General features: G+C 51.4%; 23 protein-coding genes. 14 read left to right on the forward strand and 9 right to left on the reverse strand.

Annotated features, from left to right (window positions below):
• Nucleotides 1-114: 114 nt before the first annotated feature.
• From cyoE to HUZ68_RS05660, 7 genes are all read right to left on the reverse strand, one after another.
• A complete protein-coding gene (gene cyoE, locus HUZ68_RS05630) occupies nucleotides 115-1,005 on the reverse strand; it encodes a heme o synthase (RefSeq protein ID WP_000971336.1) in 891 nt (296 codons plus the stop codon).
• A gap of 11 nt (nucleotides 1,006-1,016) precedes the next feature.
• Nucleotides 1,017-1,346 carry a cytochrome o ubiquinol oxidase subunit IV gene (locus tag HUZ68_RS05635; protein ID WP_000019869.1) on the reverse strand — a complete coding sequence of 110 codons (330 nt, stop codon included), beginning with the start codon at nucleotides 1,344-1,346 and terminating at the stop codon, nucleotides 1,017-1,019.
• Entirely contained in the window at nucleotides 1,346-1,960 is a 615-nt protein-coding gene (locus HUZ68_RS05640; RefSeq protein ID WP_000179819.1) for a cytochrome o ubiquinol oxidase subunit III, read from the reverse strand. Before HUZ68_RS05640 ends, HUZ68_RS05635 begins: the two co-directional genes overlap by 1 nt.
• On the reverse strand, nucleotides 1,950-3,941 hold the full coding sequence (cyoB, locus tag HUZ68_RS05645) for a cytochrome o ubiquinol oxidase subunit I (RefSeq protein ID WP_033814861.1): 1,992 nt from the start codon (nucleotides 3,939-3,941) through the stop codon (nucleotides 1,950-1,952). Before cyoB ends, HUZ68_RS05640 begins: the two co-directional genes overlap by 11 nt.
• A 21-nt stretch (nucleotides 3,942-3,962) precedes the next feature.
• The gene (cyoA, locus tag HUZ68_RS05650) at nucleotides 3,963-4,910 is read right to left on the reverse strand and encodes a cytochrome o ubiquinol oxidase subunit II (RefSeq protein WP_001239436.1); all 948 of its coding nucleotides are present in this window, start codon (nucleotides 4,908-4,910) and stop codon (nucleotides 3,963-3,965) included.
• Between the two features lie 459 nt (nucleotides 4,911-5,369).
• A complete protein-coding gene (gene ampG, locus HUZ68_RS05655; protein ID WP_000098429.1) occupies nucleotides 5,370-6,845 on the reverse strand; it encodes a muropeptide MFS transporter AmpG in 1,476 nt (491 codons plus the stop codon).
• A 43-nt stretch (nucleotides 6,846-6,888) separates the two neighbouring features.
• A complete protein-coding gene (locus HUZ68_RS05660) occupies nucleotides 6,889-7,467 on the reverse strand; it encodes a lipoprotein (RefSeq protein WP_001295326.1) in 579 nt (192 codons plus the stop codon).
• Between the two features lie 304 nt (nucleotides 7,468-7,771).
• Here HUZ68_RS05660 and bolA point away from each other — a divergent pair, with 304 nt between their 5' ends.
• The 9 genes from bolA (at nucleotide 7,772) to fadM (ending at nucleotide 18,111) form a co-directional block, all read left to right on the forward strand.
• Nucleotides 7,772-8,089, forward strand: a complete 318-nt coding sequence (gene bolA / locus HUZ68_RS05665; RefSeq protein WP_000973448.1) for a transcriptional regulator BolA — start codon at nucleotides 7,772-7,774, stop codon at nucleotides 8,087-8,089.
• A 343-nt stretch (nucleotides 8,090-8,432) separates the two neighbouring features.
• Nucleotides 8,433-9,731, forward strand: coding sequence for a trigger factor (gene tig / locus HUZ68_RS05670; protein ID WP_001198386.1), 1,299 nt, complete (start codon nucleotides 8,433-8,435; stop codon nucleotides 9,729-9,731).
• 244 nt (nucleotides 9,732-9,975) lie between these two features.
• A complete protein-coding gene (gene clpP, locus HUZ68_RS05675; RefSeq protein WP_000122253.1) occupies nucleotides 9,976-10,599 on the forward strand; it encodes an ATP-dependent Clp endopeptidase proteolytic subunit ClpP in 624 nt (207 codons plus the stop codon).
• Nucleotides 10,600-10,724: 125 nt separating this feature from the next.
• Entirely contained in the window at nucleotides 10,725-11,999 is a 1,275-nt protein-coding gene (gene clpX / locus HUZ68_RS05680) for an ATP-dependent protease ATP-binding subunit ClpX (RefSeq protein ID WP_000130305.1), read from the forward strand.
• Between the two features lie 187 nt (nucleotides 12,000-12,186).
• Nucleotides 12,187-14,541, forward strand: a complete 2,355-nt coding sequence (lon, locus tag HUZ68_RS05685) for an endopeptidase La (protein WP_001295325.1) — start codon at nucleotides 12,187-12,189, stop codon at nucleotides 14,539-14,541.
• 208 nt (nucleotides 14,542-14,749) lie between these two features.
• Nucleotides 14,750-15,022 carry a nucleoid-associated protein HU-beta gene (hupB, locus tag HUZ68_RS05690; protein WP_001043542.1) on the forward strand — a complete coding sequence of 91 codons (273 nt, stop codon included), beginning with the start codon at nucleotides 14,750-14,752 and terminating at the stop codon, nucleotides 15,020-15,022.
• 191 nt (nucleotides 15,023-15,213) lie between these two features.
• Complete coding sequence (gene ppiD / locus HUZ68_RS05695; RefSeq protein ID WP_033814862.1) at nucleotides 15,214-17,085, forward strand: peptidylprolyl isomerase; 1,872 nt, start codon at nucleotides 15,214-15,216, stop codon at nucleotides 17,083-17,085.
• 150 nt (nucleotides 17,086-17,235) lie between these two features.
• A complete protein-coding gene (locus HUZ68_RS05700; RefSeq protein WP_000680312.1) occupies nucleotides 17,236-17,607 on the forward strand; it encodes a helix-hairpin-helix domain-containing protein in 372 nt (123 codons plus the stop codon).
• A gap of 105 nt (nucleotides 17,608-17,712) precedes the next feature.
• Nucleotides 17,713-18,111, forward strand: a complete 399-nt coding sequence (fadM, locus tag HUZ68_RS05705) for a long-chain acyl-CoA thioesterase FadM (RefSeq protein ID WP_001194548.1) — start codon at nucleotides 17,713-17,715, stop codon at nucleotides 18,109-18,111.
• Nucleotides 18,112-18,162: 51 nt separating this feature from the next.
• Here the strand turns inward: fadM and queC are convergent, their stop codons facing one another.
• Together queC and HUZ68_RS05715 are read right to left on the reverse strand one after the other, a co-directional pair.
• Nucleotides 18,163-18,858 (reverse strand): 7-cyano-7-deazaguanine synthase QueC, encoded by a 696-nt coding sequence (gene queC, locus HUZ68_RS05710; protein WP_000817227.1) that lies wholly within the window; start codon nucleotides 18,856-18,858, stop codon nucleotides 18,163-18,165.
• A 64-nt stretch (nucleotides 18,859-18,922) separates the two neighbouring features.
• Nucleotides 18,923-20,623: an SgrR family transcriptional regulator gene (locus HUZ68_RS05715; RefSeq protein WP_033814863.1), complete on the reverse strand. Its 1,701-nt coding sequence runs from the start codon at nucleotides 20,621-20,623 to the stop codon at nucleotides 18,923-18,925.
• 99 nt (nucleotides 20,624-20,722) lie between these two features.
• Between HUZ68_RS05715 and cof the strand changes: the two genes are divergently transcribed.
• From cof to glnK, 5 genes are all read left to right on the forward strand, one after another.
• Nucleotides 20,723-21,541 (forward strand): HMP-PP phosphatase, encoded by an 819-nt coding sequence (gene cof, locus HUZ68_RS05720; protein WP_033814864.1) that lies wholly within the window; start codon nucleotides 20,723-20,725, stop codon nucleotides 21,539-21,541.
• A gap of 153 nt (nucleotides 21,542-21,694) precedes the next feature.
• Complete coding sequence (gene decR, locus HUZ68_RS05725) at nucleotides 21,695-22,153, forward strand: DNA-binding transcriptional regulator DecR (protein ID WP_000884589.1); 459 nt, start codon at nucleotides 21,695-21,697, stop codon at nucleotides 22,151-22,153.
• Between the two features lie 29 nt (nucleotides 22,154-22,182).
• Nucleotides 22,183-23,955 carry a SmdA family multidrug ABC transporter permease/ATP-binding protein gene (locus tag HUZ68_RS05730; RefSeq protein ID WP_033814865.1) on the forward strand — a complete coding sequence of 591 codons (1,773 nt, stop codon included), beginning with the start codon at nucleotides 22,183-22,185 and terminating at the stop codon, nucleotides 23,953-23,955.
• Nucleotides 23,948-25,729: a SmdB family multidrug efflux ABC transporter permease/ATP-binding protein gene (locus HUZ68_RS05735; protein WP_033814866.1), complete on the forward strand. Its 1,782-nt coding sequence runs from the start codon at nucleotides 23,948-23,950 to the stop codon at nucleotides 25,727-25,729. The genes HUZ68_RS05730 and HUZ68_RS05735 overlap by 8 nt, the downstream gene beginning before the upstream one ends.
• A gap of 180 nt (nucleotides 25,730-25,909) precedes the next feature.
• Nucleotides 25,910-26,248, forward strand: a complete 339-nt coding sequence (gene glnK / locus HUZ68_RS05740) for a P-II family nitrogen regulator (RefSeq protein WP_000780338.1) — start codon at nucleotides 25,910-25,912, stop codon at nucleotides 26,246-26,248.
• Nucleotides 26,249-26,263: the final 15 nt, after the last annotated feature.

The following is a 26,263-nucleotide window of genomic DNA, read 5'->3' on the forward strand; positions in this document are numbered from 1 at the left end:
AGCGGCAAACGAATGGGGTAAACATGCGGATTTTTTAGTAAATATTTCGAGAGGGATATGTTTCTAATGCTAAGAAAAAAGGTGCCGTAGCACCTTTTTAATAGAGAGGTTGTGTTACCACACAGCAGCCAGCAGCGTATGCGAGTCCGGCACCATAAAATCAACGGACATCATCACCGAGAGGGCAGTGATGGCGATGATAGAGAAGCCGAACAGCTTGCGCGCCCAGATTCTGTCATCAGCAACTTTATAACCGCGCAGGGCCATACCTAACCACCAGACGCTCACCGCCGCGGCGACCACCAGATATTTATATCCAGCGTAACCGCCAAGAGAGAGCATCAGCGTGGCAACGGCAAAGGCGATGATATACAGCGTGATGTGATTCTTCGCCACCGAAATGCCTTTTACCACTGGCAATACCGGAATGTTTGCCGCCTGGTAATCCTTAAAGCGGAAAATGGCGATGGCATAGGAGTGAGGCATCTGCCACAGGCTGAAGATAGCCAGCAGGATCGCTGCGCCGCTATCGAACTCGCCGGTTACTGCACAGTAGCCAATCACCGGCGGCGCAGCGCCGGAGAGCGAACCAATCAATGTGCCGTAGACTGAGTGGCGTTTCATGTACAGGCTATAAACGCCGACATAAACCACAAAGCCCATCACCCCCAGCCAGCAGGCCAGCGGATTCGCGCCAAACCACAGCAGCATAAAGCCAGCAATACCCAGCAAGGTGGCGTACACCAGCGAGACAGCAGGAGAGATCAGGCCTTTAACCAGCACCCGATTCTTCGTCCTTTCCATCTTTCTGTCGATATCCCTGTCGATGTAGTTGTTAAACACACAACCCGACGCCACAACCAGTGACACCCCAACCAGCGTGTAGATAAACAGGGGATAATCAATGCTGCCCTTTGAGGCCAGCAGGAATCCCCCAATCACCGAGATCAGGTTGCCAAAGATGATGCCTGGTTTCGTTACTTGCAGGTATTGCTTAAACATCATAACCGCCGCTCTTAGTGCATCATCATGTTGTAGTTGAGGTTCCACATAATCCAGATGGAGCCTACAACCAGGATAGCGATGATTAGCACGGTGAAGACAAACGCCGTCATGTTCCAGCCTTCATCTGATTTGGTATTCATGTGCAGGAAGCACACCAGATGCACCAGAACCTGTACTACTGCCATTGCCAGGATTGTTCCCAGAATTACGGCCGGAGAGGCAGCCCCTGTCATCACCATCCAGAACGGAATCACCGTCAGAATGATCGACAGGATAAAGCCTGTCATGTAGGTTTTTACGCTGCCATGGGACGCGCCGCTGTGATCGGTAGAATGACTCATTACATCGCCCCCATCAGATAAACAACAGTGAACACACAGATCCAAACCACATCCAGGAAGTGCCAGAACAGGCTCAGGCACATGATGCGGGTACGGTTAGTGCTGGTCAGGCCGCGACGAGCGATTTGTACCATCAGCACCGCCATCCAGATAAGACCGGAAGTGACGTGCAGACCGTGCGTGCCGACCAGCGCAAAGAACGCTGACAGGAAGCCGCTGCGATCCGGGCCCATGCCGTTAACAATCAGGTGATGGAATTCATAGATTTCCATCCCGATAAATCCGGCGCCAAACAACCAGGTCAACGCCAGCCAGGAGATAACCTGGCTTTTGTTGTTTTTGTACATGGCGATAGCCGCCATGCCGTAGGTGATGGAGCTGAACAACAGCAAGAAAGTTTCAACCAGAACGAACGGCAGTTCGAAAATGTCCTTACCTGTCGGGCCGCCTGCGGTGCCGTTCACCAGAACGGCATAGGTAGCAAACAAGATAGAGAACAGAATGCAGTCGCTCATCAGGTAGATCCAAAATCCGAAGATTTTGGTTCCGCCTGCATCGTGGTGCCCGTGTTCGTGCGCGTGGGCAGTCGCGTGCGTCAAAGTATCAGTTGCCATTTTTCAGCCCTGCCTTAGTAATCTCATCGAAATGCTGGTTTTCCAGTTTTTCGATTTCTGCCACCGGCACGTAGTAATCCACGTCCTCGTCGAAGCTTTTCACGATCCAGGTGATGATCATGCCTGCGAAGCCAACAATCGCCAGCCACCAGATATGCCATATCATGGCGAAACCGAAGATGGTGGAGAAAGCTGCAATGACGATACCTGCACCGCTGTTTTTCGGCATATGAATTTCTTCATAGTGGTCAGGCTTTTTATACGCTTCGCCTTTCTCTTTCATTTCCCAGAATGCATCACGCTCGTGAACGTGCGGCACAACGGCAAAGTTATAGAACGGAGGCGGGGAAGAGGTTGCCCACTCCAGCGTACGGCCACCCCACGGGTCGCCAGTCAGGTCACGGTTCTGGTCGCGGTCGCGAATAGAAACGTACATCTGAATAACGAGGCAGAGAATACCCAGCGCAATCATTACTGCACCGCTGGCTGCAATCATCAGCATGGTGTGGAACTGCGGGTCAATCTGCTGGCTCAAACGACGGGTCATGCCCATGAAGCCCAGCGCGTACAGTGGCATAAAGGCAACGAAGAAGCCGATGATCCAGAACCAGAACGCGCGTTTACCCCAGGTTTCGTTCAGTTTGAAACCGAACGCTTTAGGCCACCAGTAGGTCATCCCTGCGAAGCAGCCGAAGACTACGCCGCCGATGATAACGTTATGGAAGTGCGCAATCAGGAACAGGCTGTTATGCAGAACGAAGTCCGCGCCCGGTACTGCCAGCAGCACGCCAGTCATACCGCCCACCGAGAAGGTGACGATAAAACCGATGGTCCACAGCATCGCCGAATGGAACACGATGCGGCCCTGATACATGGTGAACAGCCAGTTGAAGATCTTCACCCCGGTCGGGATGGCGATAATCATCGTGGTGATACCAAAGAAGGCGTTTACGTTCGCGCCTGCACCCATCGTAAAGAAGTGGTGCAGCCAAACGATGAACGACAGCACGGTGATACAGACGGTTGCCCATACCAGCGAGGTATAACCAAACAGACGTTTACGCGAGAAGGTTGCCGCAATTTCGGAGAACACACCGAAAACAGGCAGGATCAGGATGTAAACTTCCGGGTGGCCCCAGGCCCAAATCAGGTTGATATACATCATCATGTTGCCACCCATATCGTTGGTAAAGAAATGGGTGCCCAGATAGCGATCCAGGGTCAACAACGCGACGGTAACCGTCAGAATTGGGAAGGAAGCAATAATCAGTACGTTCGCGCACAGTGATGCCCAGGTAAATACTGGCATCTTGAACATGGTCATGCCCGGTGCGCGCATCTTCAGAATGGTAACGAAGAAGTTGATACCGGTAAGCGTCGTACCTATACCGGATAGCTGGAGACTCCATATCCAGTAATCGACACCGACTCCCGGACTGTACTCTATTCCCGATAGCGGTGGATAGGCCAGCCAGCCGGTCTGCGCAAATTCGCCCACGCCGAGAGAAACGTTAACCAGAATCACACCAACAACGGTAAACCAGAAGCTTAAGTTGTTGAGGAACGGGAACGCAACGTCACGCGCGCCGATCTGCAGCGGAACCACCAGGTTCATCAGACCGATAACGAAAGGCATCGCCACGAAGAAGATCATAATCACGCCGTGCGCGGTGAAGATCTGATCATAGTGGTGAGGTGGCAGGAAGCCCGCTTCACCCGCCGAGGCAAGAGCCTGCTGGCTACGCATCATAATGGCGTCAGCAAAACCACGCAGCAACATCACAATCGCCACGATGATATACATGATACCGAGGCGTTTATGGTCGACGGAGGTCAGCCACTCTTTCCACAGGTAGGTCCACTTACCGAAGTAAGTGATCAGGCCAACGAGCGCCAGACCTCCCAAAATAATGCCAGCGATCGTAACCATGACGATAGGTTCATGGAACGGGACTGCATCAAGTGATAATTTTCCGAACATCTTTATTCTTCCTCAACCCCTTTAATGGGCGGATTCCGCGTGGCTCATGTCCATGCCTTCCATACCTTCGTGTGCACTGTGCTCACCTTCTGGCTGGGTCATGTCCATGCTCTTACCGTGAGCCATAAACTTGTTAATCACATCAGCAAACAAGTCTGGTTTCACGTTGGAGAAATATTCCACCTGGTTGTATTCGCTAGGCGCGGCCAGTTTTTCGAACGCAGCCATGTCAGACATGGTGTTCGGCGACTGCTTCGCTTTTGCGACCCACTGGTCGAATGCGGCGCGATCCGGTGTTGCAATAGCTTTGAACTTCATGCCTGAGAAGCCCGGGCCGCTGTAGCTGGCGGAGATACCGTCATAAGTGCCGGGTTCGTTGGCGATCAGATGCAGGCGAGTCTGCATACCGGCCATGGCATAAATCTGGCTACCCAGACGCGGAATGAAGAAGGAGTTCATCACGGAGTTGGAGGTCACTTTGAAGTACACCGGAGTGTTCGCCGGGAAAGCGATTTCATTCACGGTAGCAATGCCCTGTTCCGGGTAGATGAAGAACCATTTCCAGTCCATGGAAACCACTTCGATGGTAATGGGCTTCTCGTCGTGTGCCAGCGGCTTGCTAGGCTCAAGAGCGTGAGTGGTTTTCCAGGTCAGTACCGCAAGGAAGATGATGATTAAGATAGGTACCGTCCAGACCACAGCTTCCACTTTATTGGAGTGTGACCAGTTCGGGCTGTACTTAGCATCTTTATTGCTCGCACGGTACTTCCAGGCGAAACCAACAGCCATCAAGATTGCGGGAATAACGACAATCAACATCAGGCCAAATGCCGTCAGTATCAGTGAACGTTGCTCCAGACCAATCTGTCCTTTGGGATCTAACAGCGCAGAATTACAGCCACTGAGCAATACAGTGCCTGCAAATAATGACAACCATCCCAAACTTTTATTGTATTTCCTGAGTCTCATTTAACGACCTCAATTCCACGGGATCTGGTGGCGTTTAAAGTGTGTGGGCATTTTACGGGAAGGTTACATTACTGTAAACATGATTAAATTCCTGTTACTTGGATTTGGCTGTCAGGTCACATATGTTGCAAAACATATCAGGTTGATTTTAAGAAGCTGTTGCAAAAGGGCGTTATAACAAAAGGGGAGTGCAGAAGGAGTCTGGACGGGCAATTGGTATAACCAATGCGAAATAAAACAATTATTTAACAAATAATTATCATTGGAGTGACAACTGGGTGGTGAGAAAATAAAGACTCATTAGCTGAATCGTGTAAGAAAAATAGAATTTATAAATGGCGCCAATAATTTCCAAACGCTAAGCCGCACAAAAGAACAAATATTAATAAGCGATGCTGATGTTTATTTAGCCGTAATAATTACGGCGAGTGATTACTACAGCTAAATAATATTTACAGATTACGTCAGATGCGTTTTTCGTAGCGCCAGATAATCCAGCAAACCACCAAGCACGACGCCAGAAAGGGCGACTAAAACCCCGACTTCCAGCAGAGCAGGCAGGAAAGAGAAGTGCGTCAAATCCAGCGCGTCCATCGTCAACAGCAGTAACCACACGGCCAACAGGCTGACGCCCGCCGCCAGTGTCCACATGGCAAAGGCATAACCTGCCGGATATGCGGTACGGGAGATAAAGTTGTCATTTACTCGTGTATATTCAAGCGTCTGGCGGCAAACCAGCAGCAAAATAAGCCCTGGTACGGCAGCGGCGACGGAGAATAGATAGAATGTCGACCAGCCGTGTGCTTCAACAAACCAACCCGCCACGGGGCCGACATAAACTCGCCCTACAGCAGAAAGTGCTGAGAGCAGGGCAAATTGAGTAGCGGAAAATGACTTATTACATAGCGTCATTAACAGCGCGACAAAGGCTGATGTGCCCATCCCGCCACAGAGGTTTTCGAAAAAGACGGCTGCGCCCATGCTGTAGAGATGCTTATCAGTAATCGACAGCAGCCAGTAACCAGCGTTAGACGCACCTTGTAAAATGCCGAAAATCAGCAGTGCCCGGAACAGAGACAGGCGCTGCATCAAAATCCCACCGTACAATGCGCCAACAATGGTCGCTAGTAAGCCAAGCGTTTTGTTTACCACGCCTACTTCACCCGCATCAAACCCGACGCCGCGAATCAAAAACGTGGTTGTCAGGCTCATGGCGAATGCGTCGCCCAGCTTATACAGCACGATAAGAAGCAAAATAAGCCAGGCATTATTGCGACCAAAGAAATCTCGCAGAGGTGCAACAACCGCTTGTTCCAGCGTTTTTGGCACAGGAATGGTGTCGGTTGGTTCTGGTGCAAGCAACGTCGCGATAATACAGGGGATCAACAGCGCCGCCATCAACCAGTACATGCCCTGCCAGCCCAGCCATTTATCTGCCAGCCACAGGGCTAGGCCGCCGGAAACCAGCATCCCTAAACGGTAACCCAGAACGCTGATTGCCGCGCCCGCACCACGTTCTTCTGCCGGGAGCACATCGGTTTTCCACGCATCGAAGACAATATCCTGGGAGGCAGAGCAAAAAGCGATCACCACCGCCAGCGCCGCCATCCAGCGGAGTTGGGTGCCTGGTTCGAGAAAACCCATCGCCGCAATGGCGACTAATAACAGGATTTGCGTGGCGAGCAGCCAACCGCGCCGCCGCCCAAAAAATGGGGGCGTGTAGCGGTCCATCAGCGGTGACCAGAGGAATTTAAAAACGTAAGCCTGGCCTACCAGAGAGAAGAAACCAATGGTTTTGAGATCGATATTCTCGACCGTCATCCAGGCCTGTAAGGTGCCGGATGTCAGGGCGAGCGGTAGCCCGGAAGCAAAACCCAGGATCAGCAATATGGCTGAACGCGGCTGTTGAAAAATACGTAAATATTGACTGGACATGGGCGTCTACAGGCCCGGCTTGCACCGGGCCAGAGGGCAGAAATTAACGCGCGTTCTGCTTGATGAACTCGTGAATGCTGGTGTCCTGAGACATATCAGCGATGGTATCGGTCAGCACACTGTTAACCGCATCGGCGATATTTTTGTTAGAGGCCTGGAACGCACCTTCAACGTTGTAGCTGGCACGATAGTTTTTGGTCATTTTGTTGCCATTCTGCGCGGTAGCGATGATGGCGATATCCGCTTTGGTAGCGATGTTGTAGCGCACGTTGCCCTGGGACACGTCAGCATACAGTTGGCTAACGATGATTTGCAGATTAACCGGGCCATTCGGACCAACCATGTAACCACGCGCGGTCATCTGTTTTTCCAGCACTTCTTGCAGCAGGAAACGCAGATCGCGGGAGGCGGTCAGGGTAACGATTTGATTATCGCGGGTGACTTTTGCCAGCGCCTGATCGGTACGCTGATCGGCACCATTAATGCTTACGGTGACGCCCATCAGGCTTGGATCCTGCTGTGGCAGTGTAATCGTCGGGGAAACTTCAATAGTTGTTGGCGGTTTTGCGCATCCTGCAAGCATAAACAGAGCAACTAACGGGAAGAGGATTTTTTTGAACATGTTCGGGCTCTCAGAGACTCTTAAGCGTGTTTGGTAAAAATTCCCGCCATCATAACATTGCCAACGGCGAGGGGAAGTAGGTAAGGCATGTAAATTCATCATGTTGACGAAATAATCGCCCCTGGTAAAAGAAACGCTGATGCGAGGCCTGTGTTTCAATCTTTAAATCAGTAAACTTCATACGCTTGACGGAAAAACCAGGACGAAACCTAAATATTTGTTGTTAAGCTGCAATGGAAACGGTAAAAGCGGCTAGTATTTAAAGGGATGGATGACATCTCAGCGTTGTCGGAGGAGATATTTCATGATGATACGTGAGCGGATAGAAGAAAAATTAAGGGCGGCGTTCCAACCCGTATTCCTCGAAGTAGTGGATGAAAGCTATCGTCACAATGTCCCAGCCGGCTCTGAAAGCCATTTTAAAGTTGTGCTGGTCAGCGATCGTTTTACGGGTGAACGTTTTCTGAATCGTCATCGAATGATTTACAGTACTTTAGCGGAGGAACTCTCTACTACCGTTCATGCGCTGGCTCTGCATACTTACACTATTAAGGAGTGGGAAGGGTTGCAGGACACCGTCTTTGCCTCTCCTCCCTGTCGTGGAGCAGGAAGCATCGCGTAAAAACGCATTTGCAACTGTCGGCGCTTTTCCAGTATGTTGCTAAAGATTTTATGAAAAACGGCCTGCGGGCCGTTTTGTTTTGTCTGGATTTTGCGCTTTTTGCCCAGCATTCAGACGAAAATTGCCCGGGAATTGTGAAAAAATACGCGACAGCGCGCAATAACCGTTCTCGACTCATAAAAGTGATGCCGCTATAATGCCGCGTCCTATTTGAATGCTTTCGGGATGATTCTGGTAACAGGGAATGTGATTGATTATAAGAACATCCCGGTTCCGCGAAGCCAACAACCTGTGCTTGCGGGGTAAGAGTTGACCGAGCACTGTGATTTTTTGAGGTAACAAGATGCAAGTTTCAGTTGAAACCACTCAAGGCCTTGGCCGCCGTGTAACGATTACTATCGCTGCTGACAGCATCGAGACCGCTGTTAAAAGCGAGCTGGTCAACGTTGCGAAAAAAGTACGTATTGACGGCTTCCGCAAAGGCAAAGTGCCAATGAATATCGTTGCTCAGCGTTATGGCGCGTCTGTACGCCAGGACGTTCTGGGTGACCTGATGAGCCGTAACTTCATTGACGCCATCATTAAAGAAAAAATCAATCCGGCTGGCGCACCGACTTATGTTCCGGGCGAATACAAGCTGGGTGAAGACTTCACCTACTCTGTAGAGTTTGAAGTTTATCCGGAAGTTGAACTGCAGGGTCTGGAAGCGATCGAAGTTGAAAAACCGATCGTTGAAGTGACCGACGCTGACGTTGACGGCATGCTGGATACTCTGCGTAAACAGCAGGCGACCTGGAAAGAAAAAGACGGCGCTGTTGAAGCAGAAGACCGCGTAACCATCGACTTCACCGGTTCTGTAGACGGCGAAGAGTTCGAAGGCGGTAAAGCGTCTGATTTCGTACTGGCGATGGGCCAGGGTCGTATGATCCCGGGCTTTGAAGACGGTATCAAAGGCCACAAAGCTGGCGAAGAGTTCACCATCGACGTGACCTTCCCGGAAGAATACCACGCAGAAAACCTGAAAGGTAAAGCAGCGAAATTCGCTATCAACCTGAAGAAAGTTGAAGAGCGTGAACTGCCGGAACTGACTGCAGAATTCATCAAACGTTTCGGCGTTGAAGATGGTTCCGTAGAAGGTCTGCGCGCTGAAGTGCGTAAAAACATGGAGCGCGAGCTGAAGAGCGCCATCCGTAACCGCGTTAAGTCTCAGGCGATCGAAGGTCTGGTAAAAGCTAACGACATCGACGTACCGGCTGCGCTGATCGACAGCGAAATCGACGTTCTGCGTCGTCAGGCTGCACAGCGTTTCGGTGGCAACGAAAAACAAGCTCTGGAACTGCCGCGCGAACTGTTCGAAGAACAGGCTAAACGCCGCGTAGTTGTTGGCCTGCTGCTGGGCGAAGTTATCCGCACCAACGAGCTGAAAGCTGACGAAGAGCGCGTGAAAGGCCTGATCGAAGAGATGGCTTCTGCGTACGAAGATCCGAAAGAAGTTATCGAGTTCTACAGCAAAAACAAAGAACTGATGGACAACATGCGCAATGTTGCTCTGGAAGAACAGGCTGTTGAAGCTGTACTGGCGAAAGCGAAAGTGACTGAAAAAGAAACCACTTTCAACGAGCTGATGAACCAGCAGGCGTAATTTACGCAGCATAACGCGCTAAATTCGCACAAAGGCCCGTCACCGCCAGGTGGTGGGCTTTTTTTGTCATGAATTTTGCATGGAACCGTGCGAAAAGCCTCTTTCGGTGTTAGCGTAACAACAAAAGATTGTTATGCTTGAAATATGGTGATGCCGTACCCATAACACAGGGACTAGCTGATAATCCGTCCATAAGGTTACAATCGGTACAGCAGGTTTTTTCAATTTTATCCAGGAGACGGAAATGTCATACAGCGGCGAACGAGATAACTTTGCACCCCATATGGCGCTGGTGCCGATGGTCATTGAACAGACCTCACGTGGTGAGCGCTCTTTTGATATCTATTCTCGTCTACTTAAGGAACGCGTCATTTTTCTGACTGGCCAGGTTGAAGACCACATGGCTAACCTGATTGTGGCGCAGATGCTGTTCCTGGAAGCAGAAAACCCAGAAAAAGATATCTATCTGTACATTAACTCCCCAGGCGGGGTGATCACTGCCGGGATGTCTATCTATGACACCATGCAGTTTATCAAGCCTGATGTCAGCACCATCTGTATGGGCCAGGCGGCCTCGATGGGCGCTTTCTTGCTGACCGCAGGGGCAAAAGGTAAACGTTTTTGCCTGCCGAATTCGCGCGTGATGATTCACCAACCGTTGGGCGGCTACCAGGGCCAGGCGACCGATATCGAAATTCATGCCCGTGAAATTCTGAAAGTTAAAGGGCGTATGAATGAACTTATGGCGCTTCATACGGGTCAATCATTAGAACAGATTGAACGTGATACCGAGCGCGATCGCTTCCTTTCCGCCCCTGAAGCGGTGGAATACGGTCTGGTCGATTCGATTCTGACCCATCGTAATTGATGCCAGAGGCGCAACTGTGCCGCTATACTTATCCAGGGCGGCACAACGCTGTAAGCGGCTTGCGCCTGAGAATGGCATTTGCGTCGTCGTGTGCGGCACAAAGAACAAAGAAGAGGTTTTGACCCATGACAGATAAACGCAAAGATGGCTCAGGCAAATTGCTGTATTGCTCTTTTTGCGGCAAAAGCCAGCATGAAGTGCGCAAGCTGATTGCCGGTCCATCCGTGTATATCTGCGACGAATGTGTTGATTTATGTAACGACATCATTCGCGAAGAGATTAAAGAAGTTGCACCGCATCGTGAACGCAGTGCGCTACCGACGCCGCATGAAATTCGTAACCACCTGGACGATTACGTTATCGGCCAGGAACAGGCGAAAAAAGTGCTGGCGGTCGCGGTATACAACCACTACAAACGTCTGCGCAACGGCGATACTAGCAATGGCGTCGAGTTGGGCAAAAGTAACATTCTGCTGATCGGTCCGACCGGTTCCGGTAAAACGCTGCTGGCTGAAACGCTGGCGCGCCTGCTGGACGTCCCGTTCACCATGGCCGACGCAACCACGCTGACCGAAGCCGGTTATGTGGGCGAAGACGTTGAAAACATCATTCAGAAGCTGTTGCAAAAGTGCGATTACGACGTACAGAAAGCGCAGCGCGGGATTGTCTACATCGATGAAATCGACAAGATTTCTCGTAAGTCAGACAACCCGTCTATTACCCGTGACGTTTCCGGTGAAGGCGTACAGCAGGCACTGTTGAAACTGATCGAAGGTACGGTAGCTGCTGTTCCACCGCAAGGTGGGCGTAAACATCCGCAGCAGGAATTCTTGCAGGTTGATACCTCTAAGATCCTGTTTATTTGTGGCGGTGCGTTTGCCGGTCTGGATAAAGTGATTTCCCATCGTGTAGAAACCGGCTCCGGCATTGGTTTTGGCGCGACGGTAAAAGCGAAGTCCGACAAAGCAAGCGAAGGCGAGCTGCTGGCGCAGGTTGAACCGGAAGATCTGATCAAGTTTGGTCTTATCCCTGAGTTTATTGGTCGTCTGCCGGTTGTCGCAACGTTGAATGAACTGAGCGAAGAAGCTCTGATTCAGATCCTCAAAGAGCCGAAAAACGCCCTGACCAAGCAGTATCAGGCGCTGTTTAATCTGGAAGGCGTGGATCTGGAATTCCGTGACGAGGCGCTGGATGCTATCGCTAAGAAAGCGATGGCGCGTAAAACCGGTGCCCGTGGCCTGCGTTCCATCGTAGAAGCCGCACTGCTCGATACCATGTACGATCTGCCGTCCATGGAAGATGTCGAAAAAGTGGTTATCGACGAGTCGGTAATTGATGGTCAAAGCAAACCGTTGCTGATTTATGGCAAGCCGGAAGCGCAACAGGCATCTGGTGAATAATTAACCATTCCCATACAATTAGTTAACCAAAAAGGGGGGATTTTATCTCCCCTTTAATTTTTCCTCTATTCTCGGCGTTGAATGTGGGGGAAACATCCCCATATACTGACGTACATGTTAATAGATGGCGTGAAGCACAGTCGTGTCATCTGATTACCTGGCGGAAATTAAACTAAGAGAGAGCTCTATGAATCCTGAGCGTTCTGAACGCATTGAAATCCCCGTATTGCCGCTGCGCGATGTGGTGGTTTATCCGCACATGGTCATCCCCTTATTTGTCGGGCGGGAAAAATCTATCCGTTGTCTGGAAGCGGCGATGGACCATGATAAAAAAATTATGCTGGTCGCGCAGAAAGAAGCTTCAACGGATGAGCCGGGTGTAAACGATCTTTTCACCGTCGGGACCGTGGCCTCTATATTGCAGATGCTGAAACTGCCTGACGGCACCGTCAAAGTGCTGGTCGAGGGGTTACAGCGCGCGCGTATTTCTGCGCTCTCTGACAATGGCGAACACTTTTCTGCGAAGGCGGAGTATCTGGAGTCGCCGACCATTGATGAGCGAGAACAGGAAGTGCTGGTGCGTACTGCAATCAGCCAGTTCGAAGGCTACATCAAGCTGAACAAAAAAATCCCACCAGAAGTGCTGACGTCGCTGAATAGCATCGACGATCCGGCGCGTCTGGCGGATACCATTGCTGCACATATGCCGCTGAAACTGGCTGACAAACAGTCCGTTCTGGAGATGTCCGACGTTAACGAACGTCTGGAATATCTGATGGCAATGATGGAATCGGAAATCGATCTGCTGCAGGTTGAGAAACGCATTCGCAACCGCGTTAAAAAGCAGATGGAGAAATCCCAGCGTGAGTACTATCTGAACGAGCAAATGAAAGCTATTCAGAAAGAACTCGGTGAAATGGACGACGCGCCGGACGAAAACGAAGCCCTGAAGCGCAAAATCGACGCGGCGAAAATGCCGAAAGAGGCAAAAGAGAAAGCGGAAGCAGAGCTGCAGAAGCTGAAAATGATGTCTCCGATGTCGGCAGAAGCGACCGTAGTGCGTGGTTATATCGACTGGATGGTACAGGTACCGTGGAATGCGCGCAGCAAGGTCAAAAAAGACCTGCGTCAGGCGCAGGAAATCCTTGATACCGACCATTATGGTCTGGAGCGCGTGAAAGATCGAATCCTTGAGTATCTTGCGGTTCAAAGCCGTGTCAACAAAATCAAGGGACCGATCCTCTGCCTGGTAGGGCCGCCGGGGGTAGGTAAAACGTCCCTGGGTCAGTCCATCGCCAAAGCCACTGGTCGTAAATATGTCCGTATGGCGCTGGGCGGCGTGCGTGATGAAGCGGAAATCCGTGGTCACCGCCGTACTTACATCGGTTCTATGCCGGGTAAACTGATCCAGAAAATGGCGAAAGTGGGCGTGAAAAACCCGCTGTTCCTGCTCGATGAGATCGACAAAATGTCTTCTGACATGCGAGGCGATCCGGCCTCTGCACTGCTTGAAGTGCTGGATCCAGAGCAGAACGTAGCGTTCAGCGACCACTACCTGGAAGTGGATTACGATCTCAGCGACGTGATGTTTGTCGCGACGTCGAACTCCATGAACATTCCGGCACCGCTGCTGGATCGTATGGAAGTGATTCGCCTCTCCGGTTATACCGAAGATGAAAAACTGAACATCGCCAAACGTCACCTGCTGCCGAAGCAGATTGAACGTAATGCACTGAAAAAAGGTGAGCTGACCGTCGACGATAGCGCCATTATCGGCATTATTCGTTACTACACCCGTGAGGCGGGCGTGCGTGGTCTGGAGCGTGAAATCTCCAAACTGTGCCGTAAAGCGGTTAAGCAGTTACTGCTCGATAAGTCATTAAAACATATCGAAATTAACGGCGATAACCTGCATGACTATCTCGGTGTTCAGCGTTTTGACTATGGACGCGCGGATAACGAAAACCGTGTCGGTCAGGTAACCGGTCTGGCGTGGACTGAAGTGGGCGGTGACTTGCTGACCATTGAAACCGCATGTGTTCCGGGTAAAGGCAAACTGACCTATACCGGTTCGCTCGGCGAAGTGATGCAGGAGTCTATTCAGGCGGCGTTAACGGTGGTTCGTGCGCGTGCGGAAAAACTGGGGATCAACCCTGATTTTTACGAAAAACGTGACATCCACGTCCACGTACCGGAAGGTGCGACGCCGAAAGATGGTCCGAGTGCCGGTATTGCTATGTGCACCGCGCTGGTTTCTTGCCTGACCGGTAACCCGGTTCGTGCCGATGTGGCAATGACCGGTGAGATCACTCTGCGTGGGCAGGTACTGCCGATCGGTGGTTTGAAAGAAAAACTACTGGCAGCGCATCGCGGCGGGATTAAAACAGTGTTAATTCCGTTCGAAAATAAACGCGATCTGGAAGAGATTCCTGACAACGTAATTGCCGATCTGGACATTCATCCTGTGAAGCGCATTGAGGAAGTTCTGACTCTGGCGCTGCAAAATGAACCGTCTGGCATGCAGGTTGTGACTGCAAAATAGTGACCTCGCGCAAAATGCACTAATAAAAACAGGGCTGGCAGGCTAATTCGGGCTTGCCAGCCTTTTTTTGTCTCGCTAAGTTAGATGGCGGATCGGGCTTGCCCTTATTAAGGGGTGTTGTAAGGGGATGGCTGGCCTGATATAACTGCTGCGCGTTCGTACCTTGAAGGATTCAAGTGCGATATAAATTATAAAGAGGAAGAGAAGAGTGAATAAATCTCAATTGATCGACAAGATTGCTGCAGGGGCTGATATCTCTAAAGCTGCGGCTGGCCGTGCGTTAGATGCTATTATTGCTTCCGTAACTGAATCTCTGAAAGAAGGGGATGATGTAGCACTGGTAGGTTTTGGTACTTTTGCCGTTAAAGAGCGTGCTGCCCGTACTGGCCGCAACCCGCAGACCGGTAAAGAGATCACCATCGCTGCCGCTAAAGTACCGAGCTTCCGTGCAGGTAAAGCACTGAAAGACGCGGTAAACTAAGCGTTGTCCCCAGTGGGGATGTGACGAAGTTCAAGGGCGCATCTACTGATGTGCCTTTTTTATTTGTATTCGGTGACTTTCTGTGTCTTGTGGGCTGACAATTGCCCCCGTTTCTTGTCACAATAGGCCTTTGCGCGCATCGATACGTTGCGTGAGGTACACAGTCATCTACAGCGGAGTGTTGTTACACCATGATGGACAGCTTACGCACGGCTGCAAACAGTCTCGTGCTCAAGATTATTTTCGGTATCATTATCGTGTCGTTCATATTGACCGGCGTGAGTGGTTACCTGATTGGCGGAGGCAATAACTACGCCGCAAAAGTGAATGACCAGGAAATCAGCCGTGGGCAATTCGAGAACGCCTTCAACAGCGAGCGTAATCGCATGCAGCAACAGTTGGGCGATCAATACTCCGAGCTGGCAGCGAACGAAGGCTATATGAAAACCCTGCGTCAACAGGTGCTGAATCGTCTGATCGACGAGGCGCTGCTGGATCAGTACGCACGTGAGCTGAAACTGGGTATCAGCGATGAGCAGGTTAAACAGGCGATTTTCGCGACCCCAGCCTTCCAGGTTGACGGCAAATTTGATAACAGCCGCTATAACGGTATCCTCAACCAGATGGGGATGACCGCCGATCAGTACGCCCAGGCGCTGCGTAACCAGCTCACTACCCAACAGCTGATTAACGGCGTTGCCGGTACCGATTTTATGCTGAAAGGTGAAACCGACGAGCTGGCGGCACTGGTCGCTCAACAACGCGTGGTACGTGAAGCGACTATCGATGTTAACGCGCTGGCGGCGAAGCAGCCTGTGACCGAACAGGAGATTGCCAGCTACTACGAACAAAACAAAAACAATTTCATGACGCCGGAACAATTCCGCGTGAGTTACATCAAGCTGGATGCCGCAACGATGCAGCAACCGGTTAGCGATGCGGATATCCAGAGCTACTACGACCAGCATCAGGATCAATTCACCCAGCCGCAGCGTACCCGCTACAGCATCATCCAGACCAAAACTGAAGATGAAGCGAAAGCGGTACTTGATGAGCTGAATAAAGGCGGTGATTTTGCTGCATTAGCCAAAGAAAAATCTGCCGATATTATCTCTGCTCGTAACGGCGGCGATATGGGTTGGTTAGAAGATGCCACTATCCCGGATGAACTGAAAAATGCTGGTCTGAAAGAAAAAGGCCAACTGTCTGGTGTCATCAAATCTTCGGTCGGTTTCCTGATTGTACGTCTGGACGACATTCAGCCAGCGAAAGTGAAATCGTTAGACGAAGTACGTGACGACATTGCGGCGAAAGTGAAACACGAAAAAGCCCTCGATGCGTACTACGCGCTGCAGCAGAAAGTGAGCGATGCGGCAAGCAACGACACCGAGTCTCTGGCCGGTGCAGAGCAAGCTGCCGGCGTTAAAGCCACTCAGACGGGTTGGTTCAGCAAAGATAACCTGCCGGAAGAGTTGAACTTCAAGCCGGTTGCCGACGCTATCTTTAACGGCGGTCTGGTAGGTGAAAACGGCGCGCCGGGCATCAACTCTGACATCATCACCGTAGACGGCGACCGCGCATTCGTGCTGCGCATCAGCGAGCACAAACCGGAAGCGGTGAAACCGTTGGCAGATGTTCAGGAACAAGTTAAGGCACTGGTTCAGCACAACAAAGCTGAACAACAGGCGAAAGTGGATGCTGAGAAACTGCTGGTTGATTTGAAAGCCGGCAAAGGTGCGGAATCTATGCAGGCTGCCGGTCTGAAATTTGGCGAGCCGAAAACCTTAAGCCGTTCCGGTCGTGACCCGATTAGCCAGGCGGCGTTTGCACTGCCACTGCCAGCGAAAGACAAACCGAGCTACGGTATGGCGACCGATATGCAAGGTAATGTGGTTCTGCTGGCGCTGGATGAAGTGAAACAAGGTTCAATGCCGGAAGATCAGAAAAAAGCGATGGTGCAGGGTATCACCCAGAACAACGCACAAATCGTCTTTGAAGCTCTGATGAGTAACCTGCGTAAAGAGGCGAAAATCAAAATTGGCGATGCGCTGGAACAGCAATAATCCTGAAGCCGCCTCGCAAAAAAATGCTTTGCAGCTGTAACAAGAAAAGGTCGCTTTCGCGGCCTTTTCCATTTCTGAACATTGCCATTTGTTTACTGTTTTCACTCCCGTTAAGGTGATTCCACTGTTAACAAACAAGGAGAAAACAGTATGAAACACGGAATTAAAGCACTGCTCATTACCCTGTCCCTGGCCTGTGCCGGAATGTCTCATAGCGCGCTGGCGGCAGCTTCTGTGGCGAAACCGACGGCGGTAGAAACCAAAGCGGAAGCTCCTGCAGCACAAAGTAAAGCAGCAGTACCGGCGAAAGCCAGTGACGAAGAAGGCACCCGGGTCAGCATTAATAATGCCAGCGCGGAAGAGCTAGCCCGCGCGATGAATGGCGTTGGCCTGAAGAAAGCGCAGGCGATTGTCAGTTATCGCGAAGAGTACGGTCCGTTTAAAACGGTGGAGGACCTAAAGCAGGTGCCGGGGATGGGCAATTCGCTGGTGGAACGTAATCTGGCGGTATTAACCCTGTAATTAATTTGCATAGTGGCAATTTTTTGCCAGACTGAAGAGGTCATACCAGTTATGACCTCTGTACTTATAACAGTTTTTATAAAAACAACGTAAGGTTATTGCGCTATGCAAACACAAATCAAAGTTCGTGGATATCATCTCGACGTTTACCAGCACGTCAACAACGCCCGCTACCTTGAATTTCTCGAAGAAGCCCGCTGGGATGGGTTGGAAAATAGTGAGAGTTTTCAGTGGATGACGGCCCATAACATCGCCTTCGTCGTGGTCAATATCAATATTAACTATCGTCGCCCGGCGGTATTAAGCGACCTGTTAACTATTACCAGTCAGTTGCAGCAATTAAACGGTAAAAGCGGCATCTTAAGCCAGGTCATTACACTGGAGCCGGAAGGGCAGGTGGTAGCGGATGCGCTTATTACGTTTGTTTGTATTGATCTTAAAACGCAGAAAGCATTAGCTCTGGAAGGGGAATTGCGCGAAAAGCTGGAGCAGATGGTTAAGTAAACGTTTTGTGGTGCCGGATGCTCAAGCCGCATCCGGCGACACCCGGAATAATTACTTCAACCCGGTTTTCTGCTTCATCGCTGCCATCACCGTCGGTTTATCGGCCAGATAATGATTCAAACCGTTGGCGCGTAAATTACATGCCGCACAATGACCGCAACCGTCGCCTTTAATGCCGTTATAGCAGGTCAACGTTTCGTTACGGACTAAATCCAGTTTGCCGTAATAATCTGCCAGCGCCCAGGTTTCCGCTTTATCAATCCACATCAGCGGCGTTTCAAAACGAATATCTTTCGCCATGCCCAAACTGACGGCATGGTTTAGTGCTTTCACAAACTCATCGCGGCAATCCGGGTAGCCGGAGAAATCCGTTTCGCAGACGCCAGTAATTACGGCTTCTGCTTTTACCTGATACGCATATATTGCCGCCAGCGTCAGGAACAAAATATTACGCCCTGGGACAAACGTATTCGGGATGCCATCGGCTTCAGGTTCATAATCAGGCACCGGAATGCTGTCACGCGTCAGGCTGCTGACCGCCAGCTCGTTGAGCAGCGTTACATCAAGAACCTTATGCGCGCGTGCCCCCAGTTTCAGCGCCAGTTCGCGTGCCACGTCGATTTCTGCGCGATGGCGCTGACCGTAATCGAACGTCACGCAATGGACTTCATCATATTGTTGTAATGCCTGCACCAGACAGGTGGTGGAATCCTGGCCTCCACTGAACACAACGACAGCACGTTTCATAGATAATCCTGCTTGAATAATAAAAGCGTTATGGTAACGCCTGCGATTAACCCGGACCAGCTATTCATTGCGACGGCGCGGGAAGCCAGGCTTCGGTAAATTCAAACCAGCCGCGCGGTGTCAGCCGCACACCGTTCACGCCGGGAGGGGCACTAATGCGATAGTGATAGTTGAATAGCGGCGTCAGCGTCGCGTCTGCCATTAACTGGCTAAAAACCGCTTTCAGGGCATTAAATCGGTTTTCCTCATCAGGCATTACTTGCACCGCGTCCAGTGTCGATTGCAAATGTGCATATGCTGGAGCGTCGAAAACATGTGGCCACAGTGGATCGCAACGCAGCCATTGCTCCAGGGTATATTCCGGTGCTTCGCCAATTAATCTGTCGCCCATCATGAGGTCTGCGTGTGCCAGTAGGGTCGTGTCGTCCCAGTTTTTTGCGTTATGAAAAATAATTGTGAGTTCGCAGCCTTCCGCTGCCAGTGTCGCCTGTAGACGTTCTGCCATGGTATGAAGTTCTATCGGTAGGTGATAAACCAGCGTCAAGGTTTTCGGTAGTTTGACTTCATCCGGTACTTGCCAATGCGGAATAGTCCAGCCTGGCAGTAATGCATGACTGGCGGTGATCAGGTTTTCTCCGACTTCTAACGTTTGTAATAAACCGGATTGATGAATAATGGAGATCACTTTTCGCGCCTGCCAGAGGGAGAGTCGGGGACTTTTGCGCAACGTTAAATAGCAAAAACCTAAACTGATGCCACTACTGACCTGGCTGACCCGTTGCAGCTCCTCCGGTTTGCCGATGGTGATTTGCACGGGATGCCGACAACTGGTTCCCAAATCTTTTTCGAAAAGCGGCGGAGTTATCCAGTACTCAACCGCTTTAAGTAGCGGATGACGTAAATGGTAATAATCATGGCTTTCCAGGCGCACCAGCTCCGCTGTGAATTGTGTTAAGCGAAAAGGACCCGTGCCGATCAGTGGGAATTGCGGATGCGCCAGATGGCTGCAATAGCTCGCCAGCCGGTGTGCAAGCCAGTAATCAGGGCGATGTAAAAAGAAGGTCAGACACTGCGGATGGGTGACTTCAATACGCTTCACGCTAATAAATAATTGATCCAGTGCTGGCAGTTGTAACAGCATCAATAATCGCTGGTGTAAGTGTGAGGCTTTTACTGCATCGCCGTTATGCCAGTGTAGGGTTGAACGAAGATAAAAGTCCCAGCGTAATCCGTCAGTAGAGGTTTCCCAGTGATGCGCTAAATCGCCAATCGGGCGCTGGGTATTATTATCGAAGCGGGTCAGGCCGGAAAATATCTGTCCGGCGAGATGCTGCTCGGCACGGCCGGGCAAAAAGCCCGGTTGTAGCGGTTCGAGCGGGCGATAGTAGGGAATACGCAACGTGGGTGTATCGTTTAGCCATTGTCCGCCCATAAACGGCTGTAACAGAGTGCGCAGCTCACCTGGGGCCAGTTGCGCCAGCTCCAGCACATCTTGCTGTTTTCCGGTTTCCAGTGCCTTTTCCATCATCGCATTGCGTAGCGATTCTGGCGTGACCAGAAAGCGTAATTGTCCGCGCTTTCCGCGTCCTGACTGCGCCTGCCACTCCAGCCATCCCGCCTCCTGTGCCTGACGCAACAGCGTACGAACATGGCGTTCGCTGCAAAAACAGCGTTCGGCCAGTTCGCTGACGGTGACGGTTTGCGGCTTTCCGGCGGAAGGTTGCCACAGACGTTGATACTGGTTAAGACGGTTGAGCAGTCGCATATAAACCCGGAACAATATTATTTAACTATTCACTATTACTTCCGTATATATCAGGTGATACTCAATCACCATTAACCGTGTCACAGAGTGGAGAAAGAAATGGCTCGTCTGGCAGCATTTGATATGGATGGCACTTTATTGATGCCTGACCATCATTTAGGTGAGAAAACCCTCTCTACTTTGGCGCGACTGCGTGAACGCAACATTACCCTCACTTTTGCCACGGGGCGTCATGCGCTGGAGATGCAGCATATTCTCGGGGCGATATCGCTGGATGCGTATTTGATTACCGGCAACGGAACGCGCGTGCATTCTCTGGAAGGTGAACTTTTACATCGTGATGATTTACCTGCGGATGTCGCGGAGCTGGTGCTGTATCAGCAATGGGATACCCGAGCCAGCATGCATATTTTCAATGACGACGGTTGGTTTACCGGGAAAGAGATCCCTGCGTTGTTGCAGGCATTTGTCTATAGCGGTTTTCGTTATCAAATAATCGATGTCAAAAAAATGCCACTCGGCAGCGTCACCAAGATCTGCTTCTGTGGCGATCACGACGATCTTACACGTTTGCAGATCCAGCTATACGAAGCATTAGGCGAGCGTGCACATTTGTGTTTTTCCGCCACGGATTGCCTTGAAGTGCTGCCGGTGGGCTGCAATAAAGGCGCTTCATTGACGGTACTGACCCAACATTTAGGTTTATCGTTGCGCGATTGCATGGCCTTTGGTGATGCGATGAACGATCGCGAAATGTTAGGCAGCGTCGGTAGCGGATTTATTATGGGCAATGCGATGCCGCAACTGCGCGCGGAGCTCCCGCATTTACCGGTGATTGGACATTGCCGAAATCAGGCTGTCTCTCACTATTTGACGCACTGGCTGGACTATCCACATCTACCTTATTCCCCCGAATAACGAGATTCCTTCCAGCACCGGGCAATTGCCCGGTTTTTTTTTGCGTTGAATTTGTCATTTTGTGCCGTGGTGTTTAAACCGCACAGAATAAATTGTCGCGATTTCACCTTTAAAATAGAATTAAAAGAGAAAAAAATTCTCTGTGGAAGGGCTATGTTAGATAAAATTGACCGTAAGCTGCTGGCCTTACTGCAGCAGGATTGCACCCTCTCTTTGCAGGCACTGGCTGAAGCCGTTAATCTGACAACCACCCCTTGCTGGAAGCGCCTGAAACGGCTGGAGGACGACGGTATCCTTATCGGCAAAGTCGCCCTGCTGGATCCGGAAAAAATAGGCCTCGGTCTGACCGCCTTTGTGCTGATAAAAACGCAACATCACAGCAGCGAATGGTATTGCCGCTTTGTCACGGTGGTTACCGAAATGCCAGAAGTGTTGGGGTTCTGGCGCATGGCTGGTGAATACGATTATCTGATGCGCGTCCAGGTTGCCGACATGAAACGCTACGACGAGTTTTATAAGCGTCTGGTAAACAGCGTGCCGGGGCTGTCGGACGTCACTTCCAGCTTCGCGATGGAACAGATTAAATACACCACTTCTTTACCCATCGAATAAATATCCAGAATCAGGTCAGGACACAACGCGTGCGATTATTTGCTCAATTAAGCTGGTATTTCCGTCGGGAATGGCGTCGCTATCTCGGGGCTGTCGCCTTGCTTGTCATTATCGCGATGCTGCAACTGGTTCCACCAAAAGTGGTTGGTATTGTTGTCGATGGCGTGACAGAACAACACTTTACTACCGGGCAGATCCTGATGTGGATCGCCACCATGGTGCTGATTGCCGTTGTGGTTTATCTCCTGCGTTACGTCTGGCGCGTATTGCTGTTTGGTGCGTCTTATCAACTGGCTGTTGAACTGCGTGAAGATTATTACCGTCAGCTAAGCCGGCAGCATCCTGAGTTTTACCTGCGTCATCGCACGGGTGACCTCATGGCTCGTGCGACTAATGACGTCGATCGCGTCGTGTTTGCCGCCGGAGAAGGGGTGCTGACGCTGGTGGATTCACTGGTAATGGGCTGCGCTGTGTTGATTATGATGTCTACGCAAATTAGCTGGCAGTTGACCTTATTTGCCCTGTTACCGATGCCAGTGATGGCGATCATGATTAAGCGCAACGGCGATGCTTTGCATGAACGCTTTAAGCTGGCACAGGCGGCGTTTTCCAGTCTTAATGACCGCACCCAGGAAAGCCTCACCAGTATCCGCATGATCAAAGCCTTTGGTCTGGAAGATCGCCAGTCGGCGTTATTTGCCGCGGATGCCGAAGATACCGGCAAAAAAAACATGCGGGTGGCGCGTATTGATGCTCGTTTCGACCCGACCATCTATATCGCGATTGGTATGGCGAACTTGCTGGCGATTGGCGGCGGTAGTTGGATGGTGGTGCAGGGCAGTTTAACGCTGGGCCAGCTCACCAGTTTTATGATGTATTTAGGTCTGATGATTTGGCCAATGCTGGCGCTGGCATGGATGTTTAACATTGTGGAACGTGGTAGTGCTGCGTACAGCCGTATTCGCGCGATGCTGGCGGAAGCGCCGGTGGTGAACGATGGTAGCGAACCCGTGCCGGAAGGGCGTGGCGAACTGGATGTAAATATTCACCAGTTCATGTATCCGCAGACTGACCATCCTGCGCTGGAAAACGTCAATTTCGCCCTGAAACCCGGTCAGATGCTGGGTATCTGCGGGCCGACTGGTTCCGGCAAAAGTACCCTGTTGTCGCTCATTCAGCGTCATTTCGACGTCAGCGAGGGGGATATTCGCTTTCATGATATTCCTCTGACGAAGTTACAACTCGATAGCTGGCGTAGCCGCCTGGCGGTAGTTAGCCAGACGCCATTCCTTTTTTCTGACACCGTGGCGAATAACATCGCGCTGGGTTGCCCGAATGCCACCCAGCAAGAGATTGAGCATGTCGCGCGGTTAGCCAGCGTACATGACGATATTTTGCGTCTACCGCAAGGTTACGATACAGAGGTGGGCGAGCGCGGTGTGATGCTTTCCGGCGGGCAAAAACAGCGTATCTCCATTGCTCGTGCGTTATTAGTCAACGCGGAAATCCTCATCCTTGATGATGCGCTTTCGGCGGTGGACGGACGCACTGAGTACCAGATCCTGCATAACCTGCGCCAGTGGGGACAGGGAAGAACGGTAATCATCAGTGCCCATCGCCTTTCGGCACTGACGGAAGCCAGTGAAATTATTGTGATGCAGCACGGACATATCGCCCAGCGTGGCAATCATGATGAGCTGGCACAACAAAGCGGCTGGTATCGCGATATGTATCGCTATCAACAACTGGAGGCGGCGCTCGACGACGCTCCGGAAATTCGCGAGGAGGCCGTCGATGCGTAGTTTTAGCCAACTGTGGCCGACTCTCAAGCGTCTGTTAGCGTACGGTTCGCCGTGGCGTAAACCGCTGGGGATTGCGCTCCTGATGATGTGGGTTGCGGCAGCGGCAGAAGTCAGTGGGCCGCTGCTTATCAGCTATTTTATCGACAATATGGTAGCGAAAAATAACCTGCCGTTGAAAGTGGTTGCAGGGCTGGCTGCGGCGTATGTTGGGCTACAACTGTTTGCCGCCGGGCTACATTACGCGCAATCGCTGCTGTTTAATCGGGCGGCAGTAGGCGTAGTGCAACAGTTGCGTACCGACGTGATGGATGCTGCGTTACGCCAGCCATTAAGCGAGTTTGATACCCAACCCGTCGGGCAGGTGATTTCCCGCGTCACTAATGACACTGAAGTGATCCGCGATCTCTACGTTACCGTAGTGGCAACTGTCCTGCGCAGTGCCGCACTGGTGGGCGCGATGCTGGTGGCGATGTTCAGCCTCGACTGGCGAATGGCGCTGGTGGCGATAATGATTTTCCCGGTGGTGCTGGTGGTAATGGTGATATACCAGCGTTACAGTACGCCGATTGTCCGTCGTGTGCGCGCCTATCTGGCGGATATCAACGACGGCTTTAACGAAATCATCAATGGCATGAGCGTTATCCAGCAGTTCCGCCAGCAGGCGCGATTTGGCGAACGCATGGGTGAGGCCAGTCGTTCACACTATATGGCGAGGATGCAAACCCTGCGCCTCGACGGTTTTCTGCTGCGTCCGCTGCTGAGTCTGTTTTCATCGCTCATTCTCTGTGGCTTGTTGATGCTGTTTGGCTTCTCCGCCAGCGGCACCATTGAAGTGGGCGTGTTGTATGCGTTTATCAGCTATCTTGGGCGACTTAACGAACCCTTAATCGAACTGACCACGCAGCAGGCGATGCTGCAACAGGCTGTTGTTGCTGGTGAGCGCGTGTTTGAGCTGATGGACGGACCGCGCCAGCAATATGGCAATGATGATCGCCCGTTACAGAGCGGCACCATCGAAGTCGATAACGTGTCATTTGCTTATCGCGATGACAATCTGGTGCTAAAGAACATTAATCTCTCTGTGCCTTCGCGTAACTTTGTGGCGCTGGTCGGGCATACCGGCAGTGGTAAAAGTACCCTCGCCAGTTTATTGATGGGCTATTACCCGCTAACGGAAGGTGAGATTCGCCTTGATGGTCGTCCATTAAGTTCGCTAAGTCACAGCGCGCTGCGCCAGGGCGTGGCAATGGTGCAGCAAGATCCGGTGGTGCTGGCGGATACCTTCCTCGCCAACGTGACGCTGGGGCGTGATATCTCCGAAGAACGCGTCTGGCAGGCGCTGGAAACCGTGCAACTGGCGGAGCTGGCGCGTAGCATGAGCGACGGTATTTACACGCCGCTGGGCGAGCAGGGGAATAATCTCTCTGTCGGGCAAAAGCAACTGCTGGCACTGGCACGCGTGTTGGTGGAGACGCCGCAAATCCTGATCCTTGATGAGGCAACCGCCAGCATTGACTCCGGTACTGAACAGGCGATTCAACATGCTCTGGCAGCGGTGCGTGAACATACCACGCTGGTGGTGATTGCTCACCGCTTATCGACAATTGTCGATGCCGACACCATTCTGGTGCTTCATCGTGGGCAAGCCGTGGAGCAGGGCACTCACCAGCAACTGCTGGCGGCCCAAGGACGCTACTGGCAGATGTATCAACTGCAACTTGCGGGCGAAGAGCTGGCAGCAAGCGTGCGTGAAGAGGAATCATTGAGCGCCTGAATAGCGCAATATTTCATCGTTGGTGCAAAAATGTAACGCACTGTGCACTGTCATAGTGCGTTTTCATTTTCAAACTTCTTAACTTCCTGCTCTCTTTCTCGTTTTTCATTTCTGGCACACCGCTTGCAATACCTTCTTCGTGTAGCAGAACCATTACCGAATTCTGACCGGAGGGGATCTATGAAGCTGGTGACCGTGATAATCAAACCATTCAAGCTGGAAGACGTTCGTGAAGCGTTATCTTCCATTGGTATTCAGGGCCTGACCGTCACCGAAGTGAAAGGTTTCGGGCGTCAGAAAGGGCATGCCGAGCTGTACCGGGGGGCGGAATACAGTGTCAACTTCCTGCCAAAAGTAAAAATTGATGTGGCGATTGCTGATGACCAACTCGATGAAGTGATCGATATCGTCAGTAAGGCGGCTTACACCGGAAAAATTGGCGACGGCAAAATCTTCGTCGCTGAATTGCAACGCGTCATTCGTATTCGTACCGGCGAAGCCGACGAAGCGGCGCTGTAATCTCTGGCACACAGC

This window comes from Shigella dysenteriae, from assembly GCF_022354085.1.
Lineage (GTDB): Bacteria > Pseudomonadota > Gammaproteobacteria > Enterobacterales > Enterobacteriaceae > Escherichia > Escherichia coli.